The organism is Microbulbifer sp. ABF4_143, from assembly GCF_056160225.1.
This window is the reverse complement of sequence record NZ_JBSWWT010000033.1, coordinates 1-23,140: the sequence shown is the minus strand read 5'-3', so window position 1 is coordinate 23,140 and position 23,140 is coordinate 1. Positions and strand designations below refer to the sequence as shown.

General features: G+C 60.6%; 24 protein-coding genes. 3 read left to right on the top strand and 21 right to left on the bottom strand.

The window, feature by feature from the left end; all coding sequences use genetic code 11:
- Positions 1-617 precede the first annotated feature (617 nt).
- The 14 genes from ACXAF3_RS17500 to ACXAF3_RS17435 form a co-directional block, all read right to left on the bottom strand.
- The gene (locus ACXAF3_RS17500) at positions 618-941 is read right to left on the bottom strand and encodes a hypothetical protein (protein ID WP_475113581.1); all 324 of its coding nucleotides are present in this window, start codon (positions 939-941) and stop codon (positions 618-620) included.
- Positions 942-1,031: 90 nt separating this feature from the next.
- Positions 1,032-1,412, bottom strand: coding sequence for a hypothetical protein (locus tag ACXAF3_RS17495; protein WP_475113580.1), 381 nt, complete (start codon positions 1,410-1,412; stop codon positions 1,032-1,034).
- Between the two features lie 88 nt (positions 1,413-1,500).
- Entirely contained in the window at positions 1,501-1,845 is a 345-nt protein-coding gene (locus ACXAF3_RS17490; RefSeq protein WP_475113579.1) for a hypothetical protein, read from the bottom strand.
- 125 nt (positions 1,846-1,970) lie between these two features.
- Entirely contained in the window at positions 1,971-2,348 is a 378-nt protein-coding gene (locus ACXAF3_RS17485; protein ID WP_156035308.1) for a hypothetical protein, read from the bottom strand.
- Between the two features lie 162 nt (positions 2,349-2,510).
- Positions 2,511-2,954, bottom strand: coding sequence for a hypothetical protein (locus ACXAF3_RS17480; protein WP_475113578.1), 444 nt, complete (start codon positions 2,952-2,954; stop codon positions 2,511-2,513).
- Positions 2,955-3,083: 129 nt separating this feature from the next.
- Positions 3,084-3,464, bottom strand: a complete 381-nt coding sequence (locus ACXAF3_RS17475; protein WP_475113577.1) for a hypothetical protein — start codon at positions 3,462-3,464, stop codon at positions 3,084-3,086.
- Positions 3,465-3,588: 124 nt separating this feature from the next.
- On the bottom strand, positions 3,589-4,326 hold the full coding sequence (locus ACXAF3_RS17470; RefSeq protein ID WP_475113576.1) for a hypothetical protein: 738 nt from the start codon (positions 4,324-4,326) through the stop codon (positions 3,589-3,591).
- A gap of 117 nt (positions 4,327-4,443) precedes the next feature.
- Positions 4,444-4,821, bottom strand: coding sequence for a hypothetical protein (locus ACXAF3_RS17465; RefSeq protein WP_475113575.1), 378 nt, complete (start codon positions 4,819-4,821; stop codon positions 4,444-4,446).
- 151 nt (positions 4,822-4,972) lie between these two features.
- Complete coding sequence (locus tag ACXAF3_RS17460; protein WP_475113574.1) at positions 4,973-5,230, bottom strand: hypothetical protein; 258 nt, start codon at positions 5,228-5,230, stop codon at positions 4,973-4,975.
- Positions 5,231-5,615: 385 nt separating this feature from the next.
- The gene (locus ACXAF3_RS17455; protein WP_475113573.1) at positions 5,616-7,022 is read right to left on the bottom strand and encodes a M20/M25/M40 family metallo-hydrolase; all 1,407 of its coding nucleotides are present in this window, start codon (positions 7,020-7,022) and stop codon (positions 5,616-5,618) included.
- A 29-nt stretch (positions 7,023-7,051) separates the two neighbouring features.
- Complete coding sequence (locus tag ACXAF3_RS17450) at positions 7,052-7,402, bottom strand: hypothetical protein (protein ID WP_475113572.1); 351 nt, start codon at positions 7,400-7,402, stop codon at positions 7,052-7,054.
- 4 nt (positions 7,403-7,406) lie between these two features.
- Complete coding sequence (locus ACXAF3_RS17445) at positions 7,407-8,174, bottom strand: TSUP family transporter (protein WP_475113571.1); 768 nt, start codon at positions 8,172-8,174, stop codon at positions 7,407-7,409.
- Between the two features lie 13 nt (positions 8,175-8,187).
- On the bottom strand, positions 8,188-8,817 hold the full coding sequence (locus ACXAF3_RS17440) for a lysophospholipid acyltransferase family protein (protein ID WP_475113570.1): 630 nt from the start codon (positions 8,815-8,817) through the stop codon (positions 8,188-8,190).
- A gap of 90 nt (positions 8,818-8,907) precedes the next feature.
- The gene (locus tag ACXAF3_RS17435; protein WP_475113569.1) at positions 8,908-10,491 is read right to left on the bottom strand and encodes a peptide chain release factor 3; all 1,584 of its coding nucleotides are present in this window, start codon (positions 10,489-10,491) and stop codon (positions 8,908-8,910) included.
- A gap of 274 nt (positions 10,492-10,765) precedes the next feature.
- Between ACXAF3_RS17435 and ACXAF3_RS17430 the strand changes: the two genes are divergently transcribed.
- Entirely contained in the window at positions 10,766-12,544 is a 1,779-nt protein-coding gene (locus ACXAF3_RS17430; RefSeq protein WP_475113568.1) for an aminopeptidase P family protein, read from the top strand.
- A 23-nt stretch (positions 12,545-12,567) separates the two neighbouring features.
- Here the strand turns inward: ACXAF3_RS17430 and ACXAF3_RS17425 are convergent, their stop codons facing one another.
- From ACXAF3_RS17425 to ACXAF3_RS17395, 7 genes are all read right to left on the bottom strand, one after another.
- Positions 12,568-13,563, bottom strand: a complete 996-nt coding sequence (locus tag ACXAF3_RS17425) for an alpha/beta fold hydrolase (protein ID WP_475113567.1) — start codon at positions 13,561-13,563, stop codon at positions 12,568-12,570.
- Between the two features lie 28 nt (positions 13,564-13,591).
- Positions 13,592-14,974, bottom strand: a complete 1,383-nt coding sequence (locus tag ACXAF3_RS17420; RefSeq protein WP_475113566.1) for an MATE family efflux transporter — start codon at positions 14,972-14,974, stop codon at positions 13,592-13,594.
- A gap of 375 nt (positions 14,975-15,349) precedes the next feature.
- The gene (rimI, locus tag ACXAF3_RS17415) at positions 15,350-15,820 is read right to left on the bottom strand and encodes a ribosomal protein S18-alanine N-acetyltransferase (protein WP_475113565.1); all 471 of its coding nucleotides are present in this window, start codon (positions 15,818-15,820) and stop codon (positions 15,350-15,352) included.
- On the bottom strand, positions 15,817-16,623 hold the full coding sequence (locus ACXAF3_RS17410; protein ID WP_475113564.1) for a hypothetical protein: 807 nt from the start codon (positions 16,621-16,623) through the stop codon (positions 15,817-15,819). The genes rimI and ACXAF3_RS17410 overlap by 4 nt, the downstream gene beginning before the upstream one ends.
- A complete protein-coding gene (locus ACXAF3_RS17405; RefSeq protein WP_475113563.1) occupies positions 16,624-18,159 on the bottom strand; it encodes a 2-isopropylmalate synthase in 1,536 nt (511 codons plus the stop codon).
- A gap of 330 nt (positions 18,160-18,489) precedes the next feature.
- A complete protein-coding gene (locus tag ACXAF3_RS17400) occupies positions 18,490-18,966 on the bottom strand; it encodes a MarR family winged helix-turn-helix transcriptional regulator (protein WP_475113562.1) in 477 nt (158 codons plus the stop codon).
- Between the two features lie 13 nt (positions 18,967-18,979).
- Entirely contained in the window at positions 18,980-19,459 is a 480-nt protein-coding gene (locus tag ACXAF3_RS17395; RefSeq protein ID WP_475113561.1) for a glutathione peroxidase, read from the bottom strand.
- Positions 19,460-19,622: 163 nt separating this feature from the next.
- Here ACXAF3_RS17395 and ACXAF3_RS17390 point away from each other — a divergent pair, with 163 nt between their 5' ends.
- Complete coding sequence (locus ACXAF3_RS17390) at positions 19,623-21,554, top strand: cytochrome c/FTR1 family iron permease (protein ID WP_475113560.1); 1,932 nt, start codon at positions 19,623-19,625, stop codon at positions 21,552-21,554.
- A gap of 286 nt (positions 21,555-21,840) precedes the next feature.
- Positions 21,841-22,710: a universal stress protein gene (locus ACXAF3_RS17385; protein ID WP_475113559.1), complete on the top strand. Its 870-nt coding sequence runs from the start codon at positions 21,841-21,843 to the stop codon at positions 22,708-22,710.
- Positions 22,711-23,140: the final 430 nt, after the last annotated feature.

The following is a 23,140-nucleotide window of genomic DNA, read 5'->3' as shown; positions in this document are numbered from 1 at the left end:
TTGTCCCGGCAGCTTCACACCCGGAAATTACTCTCCACGCATGTGCCGGTAGGAAACCGATGGCAGAACATCGGGTTACATCGTTCTGAGAAATAACCTCCTGTTATTTTTTTTCAGAGTGTGTAACAGAAATTTATACGACTTCACGTCGCAAATAACGTTGCCAGCTGGGGCGGCCTGCGCTGTTTATGCGCGAAGCGCATAGCGTAGGCCGTCCCGCGGAGGCGCGCAGCGCCGGAGCGTACAGCCTGGCCTTGTTAAAAATTATTACCTTCTGAGCTAATTCAACGGCCATATTTTGACTCCAGCACACACCAATGCTGCCACAAGCACCCCTTGGAGCGCGGCTATTACGGGGACCAGGGCCAAGAGCAAGATGAGAGGTTTCCCTAGCTCTGGGCCAAAAAAGTATCCAAGTAAAACAGCTATAAAAGCCAGAATACTTACGCTAGTAAACCAGCCGCGCCAAATAGTTTTGAAGAGATATCCTGTGTTCATAGCCCGATTTTTAACGCCGCAATCAGCCGCGGCTTACTTTGTGTGCTTTTTGCACAACAATGGGAGCGCAGCGACCGTGCAAAAAGTGCACAAAGTAAGACGTCGGCTGCATTGCTTGGTTAATTGCGAGGCACGAAGGTTGATGCTATAAAGTGGTGCAATTCCGTTTGATTACACCAATACTCTTCGATTTCACCCCATTCCTCAAACGGGCTTTCATTAAAGCCATCTTCAATATCGTTGTAGTACAAACATCTGTTGCCATAGATGGCGACCACCCAAAATCCACCACCCTCATCGCCCATAGGTGATTGGCGCCATTTCTGCATTTTTGGCAGCTTTATCTTTTCCCAAACAAGCCTAGCTTCCAAGCTCATCTCGTATTCCGAGACTTCTATGATGCCTTCTAAGTGGCTCTTTTCTATCGGTTCCCAAGTGCTCATTTGGTTTTAGCAATTAACGCTTTTGTTTAGCGGCGGCCTGTCAAGGCCGTCCGGTGGAGGCCGTAGGCCGGAACAAACTACAACAACTTGTTAAATTTGGTTGCGAGTGAGGAAATAGATTGCCCCTGCAGCAATAAGCGCGATGGTGGCAATGATGTCTGCGATGACCACCTTGCCAACGGCCTCATTGTACCCACCAACCGACCACGCGATCGCGATGAAGGACACAACGCTGACAAGACCTGCGACGATGGCCACTAGTTGCAGCGATGGCTGGAACGCTGCATACACCAAAAACAGACCAAGAAGCCCGAACAAGATGGCCCGGTGACGCATCAGTATTTCAATGTTGGGCTCACCCAGCGAAAGGCCGTATAAGGCAGCAAGGCGCTCGACACCGAGAACACCGGAAACGGGCAAAAGATGAATGATGCCTACGAGCACCAGCAGGCCTGTGACAACTTTCTCCATGTTTGGCCTTCCTCCCTGAATTTAACGCCGGCGTAACGGGCCGATTTGTGGAGCGCAGCGGAACAAAGCGGTCCCGTTGACGCACTTGTTAACTGTTTGATTCCAGGATCGTTCCTGACACCAAATACTGCTCATATTCTGTATGAAGCTCCCAGATTTTCTCCGCCACTGCCGCCACAGTTTTAAACCTACTGCGATGGATTGTTGCCCTGATGCGGTCGCCATCAATGTTTGCGTTCCACTGTTTTTTTGATAGTGCTTCTATGATTTCTTGATGCTTTTTCCGGAAGTGAATCGGAGTATTTTCGTCTTCAGGCACATTGGCAAAAATCAGATGATTGGTGACTGCCAACATAAGCCTATTTTTCAAATCGCCTTCTCCGATGGCGAGTTGGTGAACAGTTTCCCTAAGTCGGTAGCGAAAATCACTCATGCTCTACCTGCAGTTAACGCCCAGCGCAGGCGCAGCCAGCGCGGAGCAGCTTTTGTGTTAATGTTTGAGCGTCAGCGAGTAACACAAAAGGTGCGTAGCGTTGGCTGTCGCTCTGCCGCTGCTTGTTAAGTTTTACTCGCCGCGCCCAATGAATGATGGCCTCGGCACTCATGATAAAGGTCAGCAACACCCCGTAATTTATACTCTTCCCAATGGCTATCAGGTAGTTTTGTCCATTCACCGCCCATTACTTGACCGGAAGCAGAATAGAAAACGATGTGATCCATACCGCTCTTAAACTTGAAGAAGACAATATAGGGATGGCCGTCTCTATAAACCTTTTTATCCTTATCCCAATCTGGGTATTGCTGAATTGCAAACCCCTCTAGCCCAGGATTCTTTTCATGAATATTCATGATTTCCCAGCCGCAAGGTGGCGGGAGGGACCCATGCGCTAAAGATGTAGCAGCCAGAACAAAAATTGTCAGAATATATTTCTTCATATGACTGATCGAAACTTAACGCCGCCGGCAGGGGCAGCTTACCTTGTGCGCGTTTTGCGCGAAAATGGGAGCGCAGCGACCCGCGCTAAACGTGCGCAAGGTAAGCTGTCCCGCGGAGGGCCGCAGGCCCGGAGCGAATTGCCCGGCCTTGTTACAACTTTGCTAGCACTCAATTTTAATGGAATCATTGTCTTCGGAAATTAGCTCTACACTGAACTTCAGTTCTTGCTCTAGCTGCTGATACTCTTCTGCAGACAACTCAGGCCAAAGATCATGCATCATTTTTACAGGAGAAAAATTTGCGGAATAGGTTTTATGAAAACTCTCACACTGTTGCGCAGTTAGACTTTTTGTGTCGCCAACAAAAGACATAATAAATCTTAAGCCATTCGATTTTTCATCGACGCTAAATTTTTTTATGTCGAAGTCTGAACCTCTTACACGCTCACCACCCAATTTATCAGTTAGCATTAGCGCACCAAGTTCCAGCTGGAGTTTACCCACCTCGTATTTACTTGCCGGTGTATCTTTCAGTGTTTCTAATACGCTCGCTGTAGCAATAGCTGGGGCTACGAGGAACATGAACATAGGAGTCTTTCTTAACATGAGTTTTCCTTATTGGTAGTTGTAACGCCGCGCTCACCGGCAGTCAACGCTATGCACCTTTGTGCAAAAATGGGAGCGCAGCGACCAGCACAAAGGTGCATAGCGTTGACTGTCCGGTGCAGCGCTTGGTTAGGAGCTTTCAATGCCACCTAAAATCGCCTTCAGCTTGGGATTGGTGTACTTGATGTGCGGCTCTATGCTCCTGTCATCATCCTTTCGGTAGTACTCACCGGCATCAAACGCCAAGTAAATTGAGTACGCTGGATCTAGCAAAGTATTGCTATTCTCATTGAGATAATGGTCGCTCATCATGAAATCGTAAATGTTGTTTGCAACGCCATCCGCATACGAGTAATCAACTTTTCCGGAAAGGTATATACGAGCCAGGTCGACCAAGATTTCATTACAAAAATCCGCATAGCTCATCTGATTTCTTGAGCAATACTCAACTATCTCTTCTGCTTTCAAATCCATCTCACTGGATTTATGCATTAACTCTTCGGGAATCACCGGCGAGGGCTCCTAACGCCCAGCGCAGGCGCAGCCAGCGCGGAGCGCATTTTGTGTTAATGTTTGAGCGCCAGCGAGTAACACAAAAGGTGCGTAGCGTTGGCTGTCGCCCTGCCGCTGTTTGTTAAGCACGGACGCTCCGGAGTTTCGCCGCTAGTTTATTAGCCAGGTCAGCCAAACCTTCATTGTTATGGTGGTAGCATAGTGCTCTATGATGGCCCATATCAGAAGGAATATCTGAAACGTTTTGAGTTATCGGAATGACAACTTTCCCTAAAGTATGTGCAATGCCAGTTTCATACATAACATTCGGATTCTTGCCAGAAAAATCAACCACTACAGATTTAGCGCGATAGATAAGGCTGAAAATATCTTGCATGATCGTGCTTTCCTCCCAAATATCATCAGCTCTCAAGCACCGGAAGCCAGATACACCACATGCTTTCTTTATGGCCTCATAGACCGGAGAAAACCCGGCCGAAAAAGGCATCATTACCGCTATTAAGTCTTCTTCTAGATTTCCAGAAGGAATATCGAAAACAGTTGGTGCGAATGTGATTTTTCTTTCAGACGGCTTTGCTGATATATAGGTTGCGGTGGCATCTGGGTACCTTTCGTTCAGGTAATCCTCAACAATATTAAGAATTCCCGGGTCCCGATGCGCCATTTGCTTGAGAACCGTAATTACATTTCCTGTGTAATCCTCATCCCCGAAATACAAGCTTCTTTTCAGCCTGTCATGGCCATCAATCAGATCATTACAATTTGTCAGTAAGCCTAGCTCCTCCCAATCGCTGTGGGTGAAGTCCTCAACTATTCTTCTTTTTAGCTCTAAGAGCAATTTTCCATCAAGGTCGTACATATTTTCTCTTGTGCTTAACGCCGCCAGCAGCGGCGGCCGTAACGTTTTTAGCGCGAAGCGCGTTGTGTAGGCCGTCCGGCGGAGGCGCGCAGCGCCGGAGCGTACTGCCTGGCCTGGTTATATGCCCCACTCCACCTCTTCAATGTGGCCACACAAACTGTATAAGACCTCACCACTTTCATCCAGCCTTGGCTTAGGTGTGTAAGTTAAAGCTAGTTTGCTACCGGAAAATATTTCTGATGTGCCAAAAAGTTCGAAAATTTCTACCTTTGGATCTTTATCTGTAAAACTAGCAAATGGTATTTGACTTTCACCCTTTACGTACGCGCCGCCAGAAAGCTCCCAGCCTTGATATTCTTTAGGCGCTATCACTCGCAAGATGATCGGATTCTCTTTAGTTGGCACTTTATTCTGCCCGAGAATCTCAATTCTTGTAGGTATATGAAGATCATCACAAGCAATCGTTGCGCTAGAAATCAACATAAATATTGACATCAAAACTTGTTTCAGCAGTGCTCAGATCCTCGAGGGCATATAACGCCGCCAGCAGGGGCGGCCGTAGCGTTTAGCGTGCGAAGCGCGCTGCGTAGGCCGTCCAGCCGAGCCCCGAAGGGGCTGGGCGTTCCTGCCTGGCATTGTTATAGATTTACTCCGCATTGACTTCCTTCGCGGCCTTTAATGCGGCTTTTAGGCTTTCTTTTGACTGGCAGATTTCCATCAGCTGGTTCCAATTTATGGGCGTTCCATTCTTTTTCATCTTGCGCCCCTGACACCATGTAATCCCCTTCATTGATACGAAACAGTCGCCATGATGAGTGCTGCCATCTGGGCTTTTTATCTCTAGCTCAAGGCCATTCTTCTTAAGCTCCATAGCAACATCAAAAGTCTTTATTCTTACTTTCATTTTTCCCCCAAGGTCTTATTGATTCGTATCTATAACAGTTTTATTCAGAAGCCTATGGCTTTATATCATCTTCGCCCTATATCTCGAAAGCCATCCGCACCAGCAAGCCAAAACCACTTTTAAATCAAACAGTTACACACCAATCGCCATCTGAAGCGCCGAGTTATATTTGCTCAAGGCTCACATAACAGGGGTTGATGCAGGCTCTTGAACACATCTCCCATTCTTTAAAAATCAATGACTTAGCCAGCATTTTCCATTGTTCAAGAGCCGCTGGCTTCTGATCCCGGTTGCCCTGGGCGTCGCGCATAAAAAACCCCGTGCAAATGACGGGGCTTTGATCGAGAAACGTTGGCCGGATTCGGCCGACCAGGGGCTCGAAGTCTCAGTGCTCGGTCGGCACCCGCCCCAGGTCCCCTTCCATCTCCACGGTCAGGAAGGACATCACCACCCAGGCCGCGACATTCTGTTTCAGGTTTTCCGGGTCCACCTTGTCCAGGGTATCGTTGGGCGTGTGGTGGTAGTCGAAATAGTCGGTGCCGTCCTGGTAGAGGCCGAAGGCGGGCACGCCCTGAGCGACGAAGACGCTGCTGTCGGGGCCGCCGCTGGATTTGTTGTGGCCACGCTCTATGCCGAGCGGCGCCAGCAGCTGCATCATCTGGTCGGCGATATCGAACTTGCTCTCCGGCAAGCGGGTGTCGAAGCGCCAGATTTTGCCGGCGCCGAAGTCGGATTCGGATACGGCGATGATATTGTCCAGTTCGCTGCGGTGGGCTTCCAGATACTGCTTGGCGCCAACCAGGCCGATTTCCTCGGCACCGAACAGGACTACGCGCAGGGTGCGGCGCGGGCGGCTCGGCAGTTCGGCGATCAGGCGCGCGGTTTCCAGCACTATGGCCACGCCGGCGCCGTCATCCAGGGCACCTGTGCCCTCGTCCCAGGAGTCCAGGTGGGCGCCGATAATCATCACCTCTTCCGGTTTTTCACGCCCGGTAATTTCACCGATCACGTTGAATGAGGGGCCGTTGCCGAGGTGCTCGTTGTGCACATCCAGTTTGACCTGTACCGGCTTGCCGCGCTTGAGCATGGCTTCCAGCAGGTTGGCATCCGGGGCGGACAGGGCCAGGGCGGGCACCGGGTTCTCGACGCCGTCGATGGACATCATGCCGGTGTGGGCGAAGCGGTCGGAGTCGGTGCCCACGGAGCGCAGCAAGAGCGCAGCTGCGCCTTTCTCCGCGGCGGCGCGCATGCCCTTGCTGCGGCCCTGCACTGCGGGGCCGTAGCCCTCGCCGGTGCGGGCGCGCTCCATACGCTTGTTGATAAAGGCGATCTTGCCTTTGACTTTGCGCGCCGGCGCCTTCATCAGCGCCTCAACATCGGCGAACGGGACTATTTCCGCGGTCAGGCCGCCCTCCGGGGTAGCGGCGCCGTAGCCGAGGGAGGTCACCACCAGCGGCTGCGGGAAGGGAGACACCACTTCCGCGTGGGCGTGGCCGCGATGCCAGCGCTGCACGTCTATCTGTTCCGTATAGACGCGGTCGAAGCCGAGATCTTTCATCTTCTGCTGCGCCCAGGCCACCGCGCGGCGGTCGCCCTCGGTACCGGCGCGGCGGGGGCCCACTTCCACGGTCAGGGATTCGACGATGCTGTAGGCATCGGAGGATTCCAGCGCGCGGTCGCGCAGCACTTCCGCGACGGAGATATCTTCCCGGGACAGCGGCTTGGCCTGAAGCGCGGTGACGGCCAGGGCCGCAACCAGCCCGCCGGTCAGGGTCAACAGTGGTCTGAACATGGTCTTATCCTTCAATAAAACTCGTTGGATTATTTGTCGATTTCTTTTTTTGCGTCCGCGGCCAGCAACCGGCGGCGCACCTGGCGCAGCCGCTCTATGCCGGCCTCGGTAAACAGGTAGGGGGAGCCGCCGGTGTACTCCTCTTCCTCTATCGCCAGGCACTCGAGGCGCAGCGCCTCCAGCTGCGGGTCGTGGCGCGCCGGGTAGCCGGTAAGCACCCGCCACTCGTTGTCGTCGGCCTGGCCGGAGATGACACCCTCCAGCCCCTTGAGGAAGGCCTTGCGGTCCATGCGGAAACGCGGCGTGCGCATATGCATCAGCCCCCAGATTATCAGGGCGAAGATGCAAAAGGAAAGGAGCAGGGTAATCAGCAGGGTCACAATTTCACCCCTCCAGCAGCAGTTTTATCGCGACGGCGATGGTGGCGAGAATAATGACCGGCTTTATCAGCCCCGCGCCGCGGGAGATAACCAGATTGGAGCCCAGCCGCGCGCCGACAAACTGCGCGGCGGACATGCCGATCGCGAGCCCCAGCAGCAGGTGGCCGCCGGCCATAAAAATAAACATCGAGGTGGCGTTGGTGGCCAGTACCAGCGGCTTGGTGTGGGCCGTGGCCCGGCGCATGTTGTAACCGAGCAGCGCGGCGAAGGCCAGGGCGTAGATAGAGCCCATGCCGGGCCCGAAGAAGCCGCCGTAAAAACCGATAGCGCCGCCGACCAGCAGGTTGAACAGGCCATTGCTCATGCGCGGCTGCGCATCCAAATCGGAGACGCGCGGGGAGAACATGAAGTAGAGCGCTATCGCGATCAGCAGTATCGGCAACAGTGTCTGCAGCTGTTCGCCGCCGAGCTGGGTCACGCTCCAGGTGCCGAGCGCGGAACCTGTGATCGCGGCCAGCAGCCCCGGCCACAGCGGGCGCAGGTCCAGGTGCCCCTTCTGGAAGAAGTTGATCGCCGAAGACAGGGTGCCGAAGACGCTCTGGAATTTGTTGGTGCCCAGCGCATCCAGCGGCGGCACGCCGGCCCAGAGCAGCGCCGGCAGGGTGATGATGCCACCGCCGCCGGCGATGGCGCTGATGAAACCCGCGGTGAAGGCCACCGCGATCAGTATCAGGCAGGTGACAAGGGAGAGATCGCCGGTTAGCTGCTCCACTGTTTCTTGGCCACTATTGTTCCTGTTTGTCCTCGGTGCTCTCTTCAACAAAGTCCGTCTGCTTCTCCGGGTTGCAGCCCTGGTACTTGCTGAAGCGGCGCTGCACCTCGCGCATATCGGCCTCCAGGTCGCCGGTGGGGCGGTAGAGGGAATCGACGCGGATGCGCTTGTTGGGGAAGTCCCAGGCCACGATCAGAATCGGCACCTTGGCGGCGTAGGCGATGCGCAGGAAGCCGTTCTTCCACTTGGTTACCTTCTTGCGCGTGCCCTCCGGCGTGATGCCCACCCACATTTTTTCATTCTCGCGGAACTGGCTGGCCACCTGCTTGGCCATACCGCCGGGCGCGGAGCGGTCGGTGGGGATGCCGCCGAGCCACATAAACAGGCGCTTGAACGGGAAGAAGAAGGCCTCTTTTTTCATCAGCCAGGAGATCTTGACCCGCAGCGCCAGAATAAACGGCATGGCGACGACGAAGTCCCAGTTGGACGTGTGCGGGGCCAGCGCCACCATCACCTTCTTCTCCCGCGGAAACTCGCCCTCGAGGCGCCAGCCGAGCATCTTGACGATCAGCAGGCCCAGGCCCTGGGTAAAGCGGTTGCCGATACGCGGCATTTCTTCGGGAAGATTTTTTGGAATACTCACGTTGTTTTTTTCTCTCAAGATTACCACTCAATCCGGACGTTCCCGGCAGCAGGCCCTCCGCACTACGCGCAGAGCGCTCGAACCATGTAATTAGTGTTCGCGGGTGGCGTAGAAGCGGATCTCCGGATAGCGCTCCTCCGCCAGCTGCAGGTTGACCCGCGTCGGCGCCAGATAGGTCAGGTGGCCGCTGCCGTCGAGAGCCAGGTTGGCGCTGGCCTTGCGCTTAAAGTTTTCCAGCTCCTTGGCGTTTTCGCTGTCCACCCAGCGCGCGGTGTTCACATTCACGTTCTCGTAAATGGCCTCCACCTTGTACTCGTCCTTCAGGCGGAAGGCCACCACCTCGAACTGCAGCACCCCCACGGCGCCGACGATGATGTCGTTGTTGTCCAGCGGGAAGAACACCTGGGTGGACCCCTCTTCCGACAACTGCTGCAGGCCCTTCTGCAGCTGCTTCAGTTTCAGCGGGTCCTTCAGGCGGATGCGGCGGAAGAGCTCCGGCGCGAAGTTGGGGATGCCGGTGAACTTCAGGCTCTCGCCCTCGGTAAAGGTGTCGCCAATCTGGATGGTGCCGTGATTGTGCAGGCCGATAATATCGCCGGCAATGGCCTCTTCCACATGGGTGCGGTCGCCGGCCATAAAGGTCACCGCATCGGCGATCTTCACGTCCTTGCCAATGCGCACGTGCTTCATCTTCATGCCGCGGCTGTAGGTGCCGGAGCAGACGCGCATAAAGGCGATGCGGTCGCGGTGCTTCGGGTCCATGTTCGCCTGTATCTTGAACACGAAGCCGGTGAACTTGTCCTCACTCGGCTCGACGGTGCGCTCGTTGGTCTCGCGCGGCTGCGGGCCCGGCGCCCACTCGACGAAGCCGTCTAGCATCTCGCGCACGCCGAAATTGCCGAGCGCGGTGCCGAAGAACACCGGCGTCAGCTGGCCGACCTTGTAGGCCTCCAGGTCGAACTCATGGGTGGCGCCGCGCACCAGCTCGATCTCCTCGCGGATATCGTCGGCGTACTCGCCCAGCAGTTCGTCCGCCTCGGCGGAATCCAGCCCCACGATCTGAATATCGTCGGGAATCCTGTGGCCCTGGCCCTGCTGGTAAACGTGAATCGTGTCCGTGTAGAGGTTGTAGACGCCCTTGAAGTTCTTGCCGGAGCCCAGCGGCCAGTTGATCGGCGCCGCCTGGATATTCAGCACCTCCTCGATCTCGTCCATCACCTCGATCGGGTCGCGGATATCCCGGTCCAGCTTGTTGATAAACGACAGTATCGGCGTGGTGCGCAGGCGGCAGACGTTCATCAGTTTGATGGTGCGGTCCTCGACACCCTTGGCGCCGTCGATCACCATCAGCGCGGAGTCCACCGCGGTCAGCACCCGGTAGGTGTCCTCGGAGAAGTCCTCGTGGCCGGGGGTGTCGAGCAGGTTGACCGTGCGGCCCTTGTAGGGGAACTGCATCACCGAGGAGGTCACCGAGATACCCCGCTCCTGCTCCATCGTCATCCAGTCGGAGCGCGCGTGGGGGCCCTTCTTGCCCTTGACCGAGCCGGCCAGCTGGATCGCATTCCCGAACAGCAGCAGTTTTTCGGTCACCGTGGTCTTACCGGCGTCCGGGTGGGAAATGATCGCGAAGGTGCGGCGGCCGGCATAGCCCGCCTGGGTAGAACTCTGGCCCATAATCTAAGATTCGGTAACTCGGCATTCAGCGGAAAAACAAGGCGCGCATTATACACACCGGCAGGGCTGAATCGCGCGCTGACAGCGCATTGCGCTGTGCGCGATTCAGCGACCCGTCGGGGACGGCGGGGCCGGGGCGGGATCGAAGGCACTGGCACCGCGCCAGGGACGGCAACTGGGAGTGCGACGCAGATACAGAGGTACAGAGGTACACAGGCTGAGGATTTGGGTAGGATACGGCCCCGTATTGGCGAGATCAAAGGAGAGGCGAACCATGAGCCGGGAAAGATTGCAGGCACTGCGGGACGAGCTGGCGCGGCAGGGGGTGCAGGCCTTCCTGGTGCCGCGCGGGGACGAGTACCAGAACGAGTATGTGCCCGCCTCCGACGAGCGCCTGGCCTGGCTCACCGGCTTTACCGGCTCCGCCGGCATGGCGGTGGTCGGCGCCGAGCACGCGGCGCTGTTCGTGGACGGCCGCTACACATTGCAGGCGCAGCAGGAGCTGGGCGACCAGCCGATCGACCGGGAAAACCTGGATATCGGCGTCGTCGCCGACTGGCTCTGCGACCAGCTGAAGGCCGGCGAGACCCTGGGCTACGACCCGCGCCTGCACACCGAGCCGGGCCTGGCGCCGCTGCAGAAGCGCCTCGGCGAACGCGATATCACCCTGCGCCCGCTGGAGCAGAACCCGATCGATGCCATCTGGAGCGACAGGCCCGCCCCCCCCTGCGGCCCGGCGCGCCCCCACCCGCACACCTTTACCGGCGAGCACTCGGCGGACAAGCGCCGGCGCATCGCCGAACTGCTCGCGGACAAGCGCGCCGACGCCCTGTGGCTGCCCAATCCCGAAGTCTGCGCCTGGCTGTTCAATATCCGCGGCAGCGACGTGCCGCATCTGCCGGTGGCCCTGGCCAGCGCCCTGCTCTACCGCGACGGCAGCGCGACCCTGTACCTGGCCGAGGAGGCGGTCAGCGAGGCGCTGCTCGAGCACCTGAACAGCGAAGTGGCCATCGTCAACGACAAGCGCGAACTCTTCGCCGCCGCCAGGCGCCACCATGTGGCCAGGGTGTGGGTGGACCCGCAGATCACCAACTGCTGGACGCTGCAGCAGCTGCGCGCGCTGGATATCGAACTGCTGCTGGAGCGCGATCCGATCACCGAGGCCAAGGCGCGCAAGAATGCGGTGGAGCTGGCAGGCAGCCGCGCCGCCCACGAGCGGGATGGCGCCGCCCTGTGCGAATTCCTGGCCGAACTGCCGGACGCGGTGGCCGCCGGCGACGCCGATAACAGTTTCGGAGAACTGGAAGCGGTGCAGCTGCTCAGGTCCAAGCGCGAGCAGCGCGAGGGTTTTCGGGACGACAGCTTCGACGCCATCTCCGGCTATGGGCCGAACGGCGCCATAGTGCACTACCGCGTCAGCCGCGAATCCAGTCTGCCGATCAAACCCGAGGGCCTCTACCTGATCGACTCCGGCGGCCAGTATCCGGACGGCACCACCGACGTGACCCGCACCCTGGCGCTGGGGGAAGTCCCGCCGCTGGCGAGGGAACACTTCACCCGCGTGCTCAAGGGCCATATCGCCATCGCCACGCTGCGCTTCCCCAAGGGCACCTGCGGCGAGCAGATAGACGCCTTCGCGCGCAAGTCGCTGTGGGACGCGGGCCTCGACTACGCCCACGGCACCGGCCACGGCGTCGGCAGCTTCCTCAGCGTGCACGAGGGGCCGCAGCGGATCGGCAAGGCGGCCACAGGCGTGGCCCTGCAGCCGGGCATGATCCTGTCCAACGAGCCGGGCTTTTACCTGACCGGCCACTACGGTATCCGCATCGAGAACCTGATCTTCGTCAAGGAGTCAGCCGAGCACCACGGTTTCCTCGAATTCGAGGAGCTGACGCTGGCGCCGATCGACCGGGCACTGATCGATGCGGATCTGCTGACGGAGCGGGAAAAAGACTGGCTGAACGGCTATCACCGCCGGGTGCGGGAGACGCTGATGCCGCTGGTGAACGAGAAGACCCAGACCTGGCTGCAGGCGGCCACCGAAGCCATTTAACGTCGTTTTTTGTAGGAGCCAGCTCAGTTGGTCGCAAGCTGCCGCTGCGACTGCAGAAACGGCAGCAGCTGCTCCAGCACCAGTTCACTCACCTTCGGCTCCAGCGCGTGGGCCATACCCGGGATCGCGACAAAATGCGCCCCGGGAATCTTCTCCGCGGTGTCGCGTCCGTGGGCGATGGGCACCAGCGGGTCCACCTCACCGTGCACGACCAAAGTCGGCGCCGAGATCTCCGCCAGGCGCGGCGAGCGGTCGCCGTCGGCCATAATCGCCTGCAACTGGCGCAGCATACCCGGGGCATAGCTGCCGCGGTTGGCCACCCGCCGCACCAGGTCCCGCGCGCTGGCCTCGTCGAAATACACGGGCGAACCGAGCGCGCGGGCTATCTGCACCCCAATCTCGATGCGCTGCGCGCGTGTCTCGGCCCCTCTGGCCGCCATCGCCAGCGCCTCTACGGCCTCGGGTTTCGCCTCCGGCAGTCCCGGCGCGCCGGAGCTGGACATGATCGACGTCAGGCTGATGACCCGCTCGGGATATTCCGCCGCCAGCAGCTGCGCGATCATGCCGCCCATCGACGCGCCGACGACATTGGCGCGCTCTATCCGCAGATGGTCCAGCAGACCCACCGCGTCCGCGGCCATATCCCGCAGCCTGTAGGGCGGCTCGGCCCCGAGGCCGAGTTTCTGCTTCACCAGCATCCACCACACCGGCGGCGCGGACAGGTCGTAGAACTTCTGCGACAGGCCGGCGTCCCGGTTGTCCAGCAGCAGCACGCGATAGCCGCTGTCGATCAGCCCCTGCACCAGCGTATCGCCCCAGTGCAGCATCTGTGCGCCCAGCCCCATCACCAGCAGCACCGGCTCGCCGTCCCGCGGCCCCATATCCTGGTAGGCGATGGAGACGCCGTCGATCTCGGCAAAGTGGATCGGGTGGCGGTCGAAGGGGTTGTCGGCGGCGCCGGCGCACAGCGCCACCAGCGCGAAGAGGGCGGCGGAAACGAGTAGGGCGAATCGGCGCATGGGCGTGCTCCGTTGCGTGCAGGGGCGGTTATCGGGCCGACAAGTGTACCGCGCCCCGCTCCGCGCGGGCACGGCTGTCGATATCGCGCCGCAACCACCACCAGGCCAGCGCGCCGAGCAACAGGTTGGCCGCGGCGGTGGCCGCGAACAGCCCGGTGATGCCCCACAGGCGGTTGCCGAGCCAGGCCAGCGGCAGGTAGAGCCCCAGCACGCGCAGGAAGGAAATCAGTGTGGCGGGCAGCGGCCTGCCGATGCCGTTGAAGGCCGCATTGGCGGACATCACGAAGCCGTAACCGGCGTAGCTGAAGGGCACCAGGGTCAGGTAGGCCACGGCCACCGCCAGCACCTCCGGCGAGTTGCTGAACAGCCGCGCCAGCGGCGGGCCGGCGACGTACAGCAGCAGCGCCAGCGCCATACCGCAGCCGATACAGAAGCGCGCCAATACGCCGACCGTCTCGCGCATACGCGCCGTTTTACCCGCACCGAGGTTCTGGCCCATAAAGGGGCCCACCACCGAAGACAGCGCGTAGAAGACAATCAGTGCCATCGGCTCTATGCGCATCGCCACCCCCAGGCCGGCCACCGCGTTGGCCCCGTGGGCCGCCACCAGCGCGACGACGACACCGCCGGCCATCGGGATAATCACATTGGTGGCAACCGCCGGCAGCCCGACCGCCAAAACCCGGCGCCAGGAGTCCAGCAGCGAAGCGAGCCGCCACTGCGGCGCCGCCATCAGCTGCTCGCGCCGCACCAGAAAATAGAGCGCGGCAAAAAAACTGATACCGCGCGCGATGACCGTGGACAGGGCCGCGCCCTGCAGCTCCAGGCGCGGAAAGCCGAGCAGACCGAAGATCAGCAGCGGATCCAGCACCAGGTTGAACAGGGCCACCGCCACCATGATGCGCCCGGTCAGGGCGCTGTTGCCGATCGCGCGCAGCGACGACAGGGCCACCATCGGCACCACCGCAAACACCGCCCCCAGATACCAGGGCACCATGTAATCGGCGATCAGCGGCAACAGTTCCGCCGGGGCGCCGAGCAGCTTGAACAGCGGCCCCACGGTGGCGAGGCCGGCCGCGGTGATCGCGAGCGCCACCAGCAGCGCCAGCAGGGAAGCGTCGGTAACCAACCGCCGCACCCGCGCCAGATCGCCGGCACCGTAGGCCCGCGCCACCGCAGACGAGGTGCCGGCGCCGAGACCGATGGCGAAGCTGTTGATGACCATCACCACCGGAAAGGTGAAACTCATCGCCGCCAGCGGTCCACTGCCCAGCTGCGCGACGAAGTAGGTGTCCACCACATTGAAGGACATGGAGGCGAGAATACCCCACACCATCGGCAGCGCCAGGCGCTGCAGGTGGCCGGCCACTGAGCCTTCGAGCAGGGAGGGACTCTTGTTGGATAACGTCATGAAAAACTCTTTGCGGGGTACCTGGGGAACCTCTGAATAATTCCGCAATACCTCTGGCTTGCAGAGCGGTTCACAATCAAGGCGCGGCTTCGCAGGAATGTCTAGACCTTTCAAGAAGCCGCAACGCAGAGTGTGAATCGCTCTGCAAGCCCCGCAGGGCGGGGCCTGAAGGCCGCATCTGCGGCGTTGCAGCTCTTGCAAAGGGCTGGGCCATTCGCGGCGAGCTGCGCCTAACAGCTGCAGCCTTCAGGTCCCGCAGAGGCATTGCGGAATTATTCAGAGGTTCCCTAGGGCGCTGCGCGACACAGATAAAGAAAGCTTTGGCAATATTCTATCAGCCGCGCCGCCACCGGTGGCGGTTTCAGGTGGGCGCCGTTACCGGCGCTCGCGAGACAGACTCATCAACAGCGCGTCTTCGCGCGCCCCGCCCGCCGCCGGATAGTAGTTCCTGCGCAGCCCGTCTTCGCGGAAACCCAATCCGCGGTAGAGGGACAGCGCGGCGCGATTGGAAGCGCGCACTTCCAGCAGCACCCTCGCGACGCTATCCGGCAGCCGCGCCAGCAGATGTCGCAGCAGCGCCGCGGCGATGCCGCGCCGGCGCCAGGCCGGATCCACGGCGATATCGAGAATTTCCGCCTCGTCCAACAGCCGGGACATCACGCAGCAGGCGATGGGCACCCCGTCTGCCGACAGCAGCAGCCAGCACTGGTGCCCGGCCTCCAGGCTGTCCCGGTACTGCCGCTGGCTCCAGGGGTGATCGTGGGCGCGGCGCGCCAGTGCCGCCAGGGCGGCGCAGTCGGCCTCGCTGGCGGCAACCAGGCGGGCGCCGGCGGGGGGAAAGGTCATTGAATCCGCGTCTGCTCGGGATAGGTCTCGCGCAGCAGCTGCCACAGGGCGCGCTTGCGCTCCGGCTGCTGCAGCAGCAGCGTCAGGCTCGGCATCGCGATCACGCGAACCCCGTGCCAGTCGTTGACCGGGCTGTCGAGGGGCACCGGCGCGCAGAAATCCCGGGCCTGCCGCCCCATCAGCCAGATGGACTTCACCGGGTGGCGCGCACAGGCCGCCTCCAGCCAGCTGGTGCAGGTATCGCGCGCCTCGGAGGCGTCTGCCGCGGGGCCGAAGCGGTTTTCCGCCAGCGGCCAGCGCAGCCGCTCCTGCTCCCGCGGCAGCTGGTGCCAACCGAGGGCGCGGGCGATATTGTTGAACAGCGCCTCCACCGGCAGCGCGCTGCCCGGTTCGCGGCTGTCCACGGCCAGCAGTTCGCCACCGAGCCACCAACAGCTGAGTACAAACGGCTGCACCCGTTGCTGCGGCGGCGCCACCTGGACCGCGGGCGCGGCGCGGGTATCGGCGCCAACCCTGGCCTGTTCAGTAATGGCTCCGATATCGCGCAGCACCCGCGCCTCCGCGGCGCCGGGCTCCGGACTCGCCTCCGCCGGGACGACGCGCATCTGCGCCGGGGATTGCGGCAGCGGATTTTTGGCCGCCTCGCGCACCTGCTGCAGCGGCGTCACCGCCGGCTGCGCGGCTTCTTCCGCCGGCGGCAATTCGGCCTGGCGCGGCGGCGGCGCCAGCGGCAGTACAAAGCGCGGCACATAGCTGGCCACGCCCATGGCCGACAGATATTCGGCCCGCTGCAGTTCGTTCACTTAAACGCCTTTTCTCTTGCTCTCACCGGTGGCGAGCAAGTTTAACGCATCCAGGTAGGCCTGTGCCGAGGCGACGAGGATATCGGTATCCGCGCCGACACCGTTGACCAGGCGGCCGTCGCGTTCCAGGCGCACAGTCACAGTGCCCTGGGAGTCGGTGCCCTGGGTGACGGCGTTGACCGAGTAGAGCTTCAGCTCCGCGTTGCTGTCGGCGATGGCCTCGATGGCCTTGAAGGTGGCGTCCACCGGACCGCTGCCGTAGGCCTCGGTGCGGTGGGACTCGCCGTCGATCAGCAGGCGCAGCTGCGCCTGCGGCAGACTGCCGAGTTTGCTGCGCACCTCCAGGTCTTCCAGCTGGAAGTGCGCCACCGGCGCCTCGCTGCCGGTGACCAGGGACTGCAGGTCTTCGTCGAAAATTTCGTGCTTCTTGTCCGCCAGCTCCTTGAAGCGCTCGAAGATCAGCTGGAACTCGCCGGCATCCTCGAAGTGGATACCCAGCTCCTCGTAGCGCGCCCTGACCGCGGCGCGGCCGGAGTGCTTGCCCAGCACCAGGCGGTTGTGGCCCCAGCCCACATCCTGGGCGCGCATGATCTCGTAGGTCTCGCGGTGCTTGAGCACGCCGTCCTGGTGGATGCCGGACTCGTGCGCGAAGGCGTTGGCGCCAACGATGGCCTTGTTCGGCTGCACCGGGAAGCCGGTAATGGAGGACACCATGCGCGAGGTGGGCACTATATGGGTGGTATCTATGCCGGTTTCCACCGGGTACAGATCCTGGCGGGTGCGCACCGCCATCACGATTTCCTCCAGCGACGCGTTGCCGGCGCGCTCGCCGAGGCCGTTGATGGTGCACTCCACCTGGCGCACACCGTTCATCACCGCGGACAGGGAGTTGGCCACCGCCAGACCCAGGTCGTTGTGGCAGTGGGTGGAGAAGATGGCCTTGTCGGAGTTGGGCACATTCTCGATCACACGCCGGAACATGGCCCCGTACTCGCCCGGCTCGCCGTAGCCGACGGTGTCGGGGATATTGATAGTGCCGGCGCCGGCATCGATAACCGCCTCGATAATGCGGTACATGAATTCCGGCTCTGAGCGGCTGCCGTCCTCGAGGGAGAACTCCACGTCGTCGGTAAACTGGCGCGCCGTCTTCACCGCCTCCACCGCCTGGCGCAGCACGTCTTCCGGCTCCATCTGCAGCTTGTACTTCATATGGATCGGCGAGGTGGCGATAAAGGTGTGGATGCGCGAGGCGTTGGCCTTCTTCAGCGCCTCGCCGGCGCGGATGATATCCGGGCCCACCGCGCGGGCCAGGCTGCACACGCGGGAATCCTTGACCGTCTCGGCCACCGCCTGCACCGCCTCGAAGTCGCCGGGACTGGCGATGGCGAAGCCGGCCTCGATCACGTCGACGCGCATCCGCTCCAGCATACGCGCTATGCGGATCTTCTCGTCCTTGGTCATGGAGGCGCCGGGGCTCTGCTCGCCGTCGCGCAAAGTCGTATCAAAAATGACTAATTTATCTTTTTTAGTGCTCATTTTGGGCTTTTCTCCTTATTTGGCCCGAGGCTAAACAGCGCCAGTGCCGCTGTCTACGCGCCCAAAAAATACAGTGTGGAATTCTGCCGGAAAGTGTGGAAATAAAATTATCTGCCGCAGCGCGGCAGTCGCAGCGAGAAAGCTAATGCGCGGTAGAGGTGCCAGGAATTGAAGCGAACAGTGTGCATGGCGGTTTCGGCGCTGGGAGGTCGGTTTTGCGCATTATGCCCCCGCGCCGCGAAAACGGTCAACACTCATCCTAATATGGGCGAATCCCGAGTCGAAAATTAGGATGAAAGTCCTGGGCACCCCTGTTTTCGCTCGCGCGGATCAGTCGGCAGCCCCCAGCTTCTGCAACAGCTGCCACAGCTGGCGGCGCAGCTGCTCCACCTCACCCGGCGGTACCGAGGCGGCATCGAGTCGCTGCTCGACCCAGGCCCGGGCGCGGGGCTTGAGTTCGCGCCCGGCGTCGGTGATCGCCACCCGGGTCACCCGCTCGTCCGTTGCCGCGCGGCAGCGCTCAACCAGCCCGCGCTGTTCCATGCGCTTCAGCAGCGGCGTCAGCGTACCCGAGTCCAACATCAGGCGGCGGCCCAGGGCGCCGACGCTGGTATCGATATCTTCCCCGCTTTCCCGCTGCCGGTCCCACTCCCACAGCACCAGCAGCACCAGGTACTGCGGATAGGTAATTCCCAGATCCTGCAGCATCGGCTGGTAGGCCCGCGTCATGGCGCGGGACGCGGCGTAGAGGGCGAAACACAGCTGGCGGTTGAGCGCCAGCGCCCCCCGATCGTCACAGATGGCCATCACGCCTCGGCTCTCACAGCAGTTTTTCGATTTCCGCTTCCAGGGACTCCGGTTTGTCCTTGGGCGCAAAGCGCTTCACGACCTGACCGTCGCGGTTCACCAGAAACTTGGTGAAGTTCCACTTGATGGCCTCGGTGCCGAGTATGCCCGGCGCCTGCTTCTTGAGCGCCTCGAACAGCGGGTGGGCGTTCGGGCCGTTCACCTCCAGCTTGGCGTAGACAGGAAAGCTGACGCCGTAGTTGAGCTCGCAGAACTGCTGTATCTCGTCGTCGCTGCCCGGCTCCTGTTTGCCAAACTGGTTGCAGGGGAAACCCAGCACCACCAGCCCCCGCTCCCGGAACTTGTTGTACAGCGCCTCCAGCCCCTTGTACTGCGGGGTAAAGCCACACTTGCTGGCGGTATTGACGATCAGCAGCACCTTGCCCCGAAACGCCTCCAGGGATGTGGTGCCGCCATCGGCGGTCTGTACCTCTATCGAATAGAGCTCGCTCATGGACTCCTCCCGGGCCACTCAATTAAGTTGCCCACAATTGTATTGTGCACAATTTAAATTTCAAGCCTTATCGCGGGCGGCGCGGGCTTTATTATGAGAATAATTATCAATAATATTGGACGCCGAATCGCCAATACCTTTGCGTCAACCAAAAGGACACCCCATGCGCATTCCCCAGAAACTGGCCCAGCTGTTTGTGGCGCTGCTGTTTATCTCCCTGACTCCGGCAATGGCCGAGGAGCCCGGCCTCAGCGAGCAGGAGCTGCGCCAATTGATGCAGATGGCCGAATACATCGGTGTGGACTACCCGGAAGCGGTGGAGAACGGCGAGATCATCAACGACGACGAATTTGCGGAGATGGAGGAGTTCGCGCGGCTGCTGGTCGATCGCGGGCAGAAACTGCCCGATGCCCCCGAGGCGGCGCAGATTCGCCAGGCGGCGCAGGCACTGCAAACGGCCATTCAGCGCAAGGCGGATCTCGCAGAAGTGCAGGCACACACCGCGAAGTTGCGCCGGGGACTCCTCTCGGTCGCACCGGCGCTTTCACTGCCGCAGTCTCTGCTCAGCCGCGAGGAAACCGAGGCCCTCTACCAGGCCCAGTGCGTCGCCTGTCACGGTGTCGGCGGCATGGGCGACGGCCCGCTGGCCGCACAACTCGAACCGCCGCCCACCAACTTCCACGAGCGCGAACGCGCGGAAAACCGTTCTTTGCTGGGGCTCTATGATGCGATCAGCAACGGTATCGACGGCACCGCGATGACCGCTTTCAGCGGCCTCGATGAGCAACAGCGCTGGTCGCTGGCCTTCTATGTCGGCGGCCTCGCGTTCGCCGGCGGGGATAGCGAAGAATCCGACAGCCGGCTGAGCCTGCGGGATCTGGTGATGTACAGCCCCCAGGTACTGCGTAACGACCGCCCGCAAATTCCCGCCGAAGCCGTGGCCGCACTGCGCGCAGATCCGTCGCCGCTGTTTGCGGAGCAAAACGGCGCGGCCGAAAACCCCATGGACACGGCGCGCAGCCAGCTGCAGAAGGCGCTGTCCGCCTATCGGCAGGGCGACTACAACAGCGCGCGCACACTCGCCGTCAGCGCCTATCTGGACGGTTTCGAGCTGGCGGAAAACGCACTGGACTCCCGCGATGCGGACCTGCGCCGCGCCATCGAAACCGACCTGCTCAACCTGCGCGCGCAGCTGAATGCAGACAGCGACCCGCAACAGGTGGAACGGCAGGTAAACGCCGTGCTCGAGCGCCTCGCGGAAGCGCAGGCGCTGCTGCAGGAATCCAATCTGTCCAGCGCCGCACTCTTTTTCGCCAGCCTGATCATCCTGCTGCGCGAGGGCCTGGAAGCCCTGCTGGTCGTTATCGCGCTGACCACGATACTGGTGAAGACCCAGCGCCGCGATGCATTGAAGTATGTGCACTTAGGCTGGATCGGCGCCTTCGCCGCCGGTTTCGCCACCTGGGCGCTGGCACAGAATGTGATTTCCATCAGCGGCGCCAGCCGCGAAGTGATGGAAGGCGTGGCCGCCCTGCTGGCCGCGGCCGTGCTCTTCTATGTGGGCTTCTGGATGCACAGCAAAACCCAGGCACAGGAGTGGCAAAAATATATTCAGGACAGCATCGACCGCAGCCTGACCGCGGGCACGCTGTGGGGTATTGCCGGCCTGGCATTTATCGCCGTGTACCGGGAGATTTTTGAGACAATCCTGTTCTACCAGTCCCTGCTCACCCAGACCAGCGAGGGGCGGTACGGCGCACTCTGGGGCGGTATCGCCGCCGGCGCCGCACTGCTGGCGGTCGTCGGCTGGGCACTGGTGCGCTACTCCGCACGCCTGCCTATCGGCAAATTCTTCTCGGCGACCACCTTCGTGCTGCTCGCCCTCTCCTTCGTACTCGCGGGCAAGGCCATCGCGGCGCTGCAGGAAGCCGCGCTGATCGGCATTACCCCGCTGCCGGTTTCCTTCAGCTTTGACTGGCTGGGTATCTACTCTACGTGGCAGGGCATCGGCGTACAGGTGGCGATACTGATCGCCGCCATCTGGCTCATCAGGGGGCGCGGCGACACAACCCGCTCCGCCAGGGCGGCCGGCTGACGGCCCGCCCCTGCCTCCGGCCGCTCGCGCGAAGCATTTCGACGCGAGCGGCTATTTTCCCCGCCACACCGCTTATCTATTGGTTTTCCGCCGGGGGCACAGGCCCCGTCGGAGAACCGTCCTCTCCCACTACAACCGGAAATCGTGCACGGCGGCCCTCGGGGCTTGTTCAGGCTGACTGAAGCGTGCTCCGAGCGCCATACGCCACTTGATGCAAGTCAATCCAATGTAGGGGTATATTGGTAGCATGGCCTCAATAGATGGAAGGGACGGTATGGAAAATCGCATGAAAAAAATCCTGGTTGTTCTCGACAAACCCAAGCACGAACAGATCGCCCTGCAGCGAGCACTGCGGCTCGCGACCGACGCCGAAGTGCGCCTGCACCTTGTCAGTTTTGTATACGAACCCCTGCTGGCCACCCCGGGTATTCACCACGTACACGAGGATCTGACTGCGGAACTGATACGGAGCCGCGAAAACTGGCTGAACGAACTGCGCGACCAGTTCCAGCTCCCGCCTCACACCGAGTCAAAGGTGGTTTGGCACCACAGTATTGCCAGCTGGACGCTCGAAACCCTGCAAACGGAATCCTACGACCTGGTGATCAAGACAGCGCAGAAACAATTCGGCTCCGCCGGCTATGGCTCCATAGACTGGCAGCTGATCGAGCGCTCCCCTGTGCCTCTCTGGTTAGCGGTCAATACCCCCTGGATCAAGCGCGACCGCCTGGTGGCCGCCGTGGACCCGGAACAGAGCAACCCTCTGCACCAAACGCTCAATCGCAAAGTACTTGCTGCCGGCGACAGCCTCGCGAAAAAATTGGGAGCCAAGCTGGAAGTAGTCGCCAGCCTGCCCCTCCCCGGACTGCTGGCGGAGCTCGGTTTGGAGGAGAAGCCCGCAGACCTTTCCGACAGGCTGCAAGCTCTGCGCGAACACCTGGAAACACTGATCGACGACAGCGGTGTAAGCTGCAGCAAGTTGCACCTTGTAACTGGCAAGCCGGCGCGAGAGGTCAACCGCATAGTCGACCGCAACAAGGCTAGCCTGATGCTGGTCGGGCGTGGCGTGCGCAAAGGCGTCACTGGCTTTCTGCTCGGCAATACCGCAGAGCGCATACTCTCCAAGGCGAATACTGACGTCCTGGTTCTTCCCTGATTCAGCACAAACCCGACGCTCTCGTTCCTCAGGGCCCGCAGCGCAAAGGGCTGCGGCCGCCCTGATCTGAGCGGCCACTTGTCAGCCATCCTTGGTCGCCAACATCTCCTCAATCCCTGATGGGTTACCAACAGAATACATGGATAGAGCTGTGTATAAGTATGGGATATCCGTGTCGAATCAAGCAGTTATGCCGGCGCGAGGTAGACGTGCAAAAAAACATCGACCGGGATCCGGGCCCTGTCGATCGTTTTCCTGACGCACTGGGGACCATGTCGGTAGATCTTTGCGTGATTTGTAATCGGCTAGGTGTGATCTCTCTGTAGGAGCGGCCCATGGCCGCGATAGGCCTTAAATTCCGGCACCGATCCATCTACCTGCGCAGAGGTTATAGGCTTTTGTGCCGCCGTCCCTGGCGCGACGGCAGAGT

Bases quoted from the DNA above. Each gene is read 5' to 3' on its own strand.
- ACXAF3_RS17490 (WP_475113579.1), bottom strand. From the start codon at position 1,845: ATGAGTGATTTTCGCTACCGACTTAGGGAAACTGTTCACCAACTCGCC.
- ACXAF3_RS17405 (WP_475113563.1), bottom strand. From the start codon at position 18,159: ATGAGCACTAAAAAAGATAAATTAGTCATTTTTGATACGACTTTGCGC.
- ACXAF3_RS17485 (WP_156035308.1), bottom strand. From the start codon at position 2,348: ATGAAGAAATATATTCTGACAATTTTTGTTCTGGCTGCTACATCTTTA.
- ACXAF3_RS17435 (WP_475113569.1), bottom strand. From the start codon at position 10,491: ATGGGCCAGAGTTCTACCCAGGCGGGCTATGCCGGCCGCCGCACCTTC.
- ACXAF3_RS17460 (WP_475113574.1), bottom strand. From the start codon at position 5,230: ATGAAAGTAAGAATAAAGACTTTTGATGTTGCTATGGAGCTTAAGAAG.
- ACXAF3_RS17400 (WP_475113562.1), bottom strand. From the start codon at position 18,966: ATGGCCATCTGTGACGATCGGGGGGCGCTGGCGCTCAACCGCCAGCTG.
- ACXAF3_RS17480 (WP_475113578.1), bottom strand. From the start codon at position 2,954: ATGTTAAGAAAGACTCCTATGTTCATGTTCCTCGTAGCCCCAGCTATT.
- ACXAF3_RS17495 (WP_475113580.1), bottom strand. From the start codon at position 1,412: ATGGAGAAAGTTGTCACAGGCCTGCTGGTGCTCGTAGGCATCATTCAT.
- ACXAF3_RS17420 (WP_475113566.1), bottom strand. From the start codon at position 14,974: ATGACGTTATCCAACAAGAGTCCCTCCCTGCTCGAAGGCTCAGTGGCC.
- ACXAF3_RS17425 (WP_475113567.1), bottom strand. From the start codon at position 13,563: ATGCGCCGATTCGCCCTACTCGTTTCCGCCGCCCTCTTCGCGCTGGTG.
- ACXAF3_RS17455 (WP_475113573.1), bottom strand. From the start codon at position 7,022: ATGTTCAGACCACTGTTGACCCTGACCGGCGGGCTGGTTGCGGCCCTG.
- ACXAF3_RS17470 (WP_475113576.1), bottom strand. From the start codon at position 4,326: ATGTACGACCTTGATGGAAAATTGCTCTTAGAGCTAAAAAGAAGAATA.
- ACXAF3_RS17465 (WP_475113575.1), bottom strand. From the start codon at position 4,821: ATGTCAATATTTATGTTGATTTCTAGCGCAACGATTGCTTGTGATGAT.
- ACXAF3_RS17500 (WP_475113581.1), bottom strand. From the start codon at position 941: ATGAGCACTTGGGAACCGATAGAAAAGAGCCACTTAGAAGGCATCATA.
- ACXAF3_RS17385 (WP_475113559.1), top strand. From the start codon at position 21,841: ATGAAAAAAATCCTGGTTGTTCTCGACAAACCCAAGCACGAACAGATC.
- rimI (WP_475113565.1), bottom strand. From the start codon at position 15,820: ATGACCTTTCCCCCCGCCGGCGCCCGCCTGGTTGCCGCCAGCGAGGCC.
- ACXAF3_RS17430 (WP_475113568.1), top strand. From the start codon at position 10,766: ATGAGCCGGGAAAGATTGCAGGCACTGCGGGACGAGCTGGCGCGGCAG.
- ACXAF3_RS17395 (WP_475113561.1), bottom strand. From the start codon at position 19,459: ATGAGCGAGCTCTATTCGATAGAGGTACAGACCGCCGATGGCGGCACC.
- ACXAF3_RS17390 (WP_475113560.1), top strand. From the start codon at position 19,623: ATGCGCATTCCCCAGAAACTGGCCCAGCTGTTTGTGGCGCTGCTGTTT.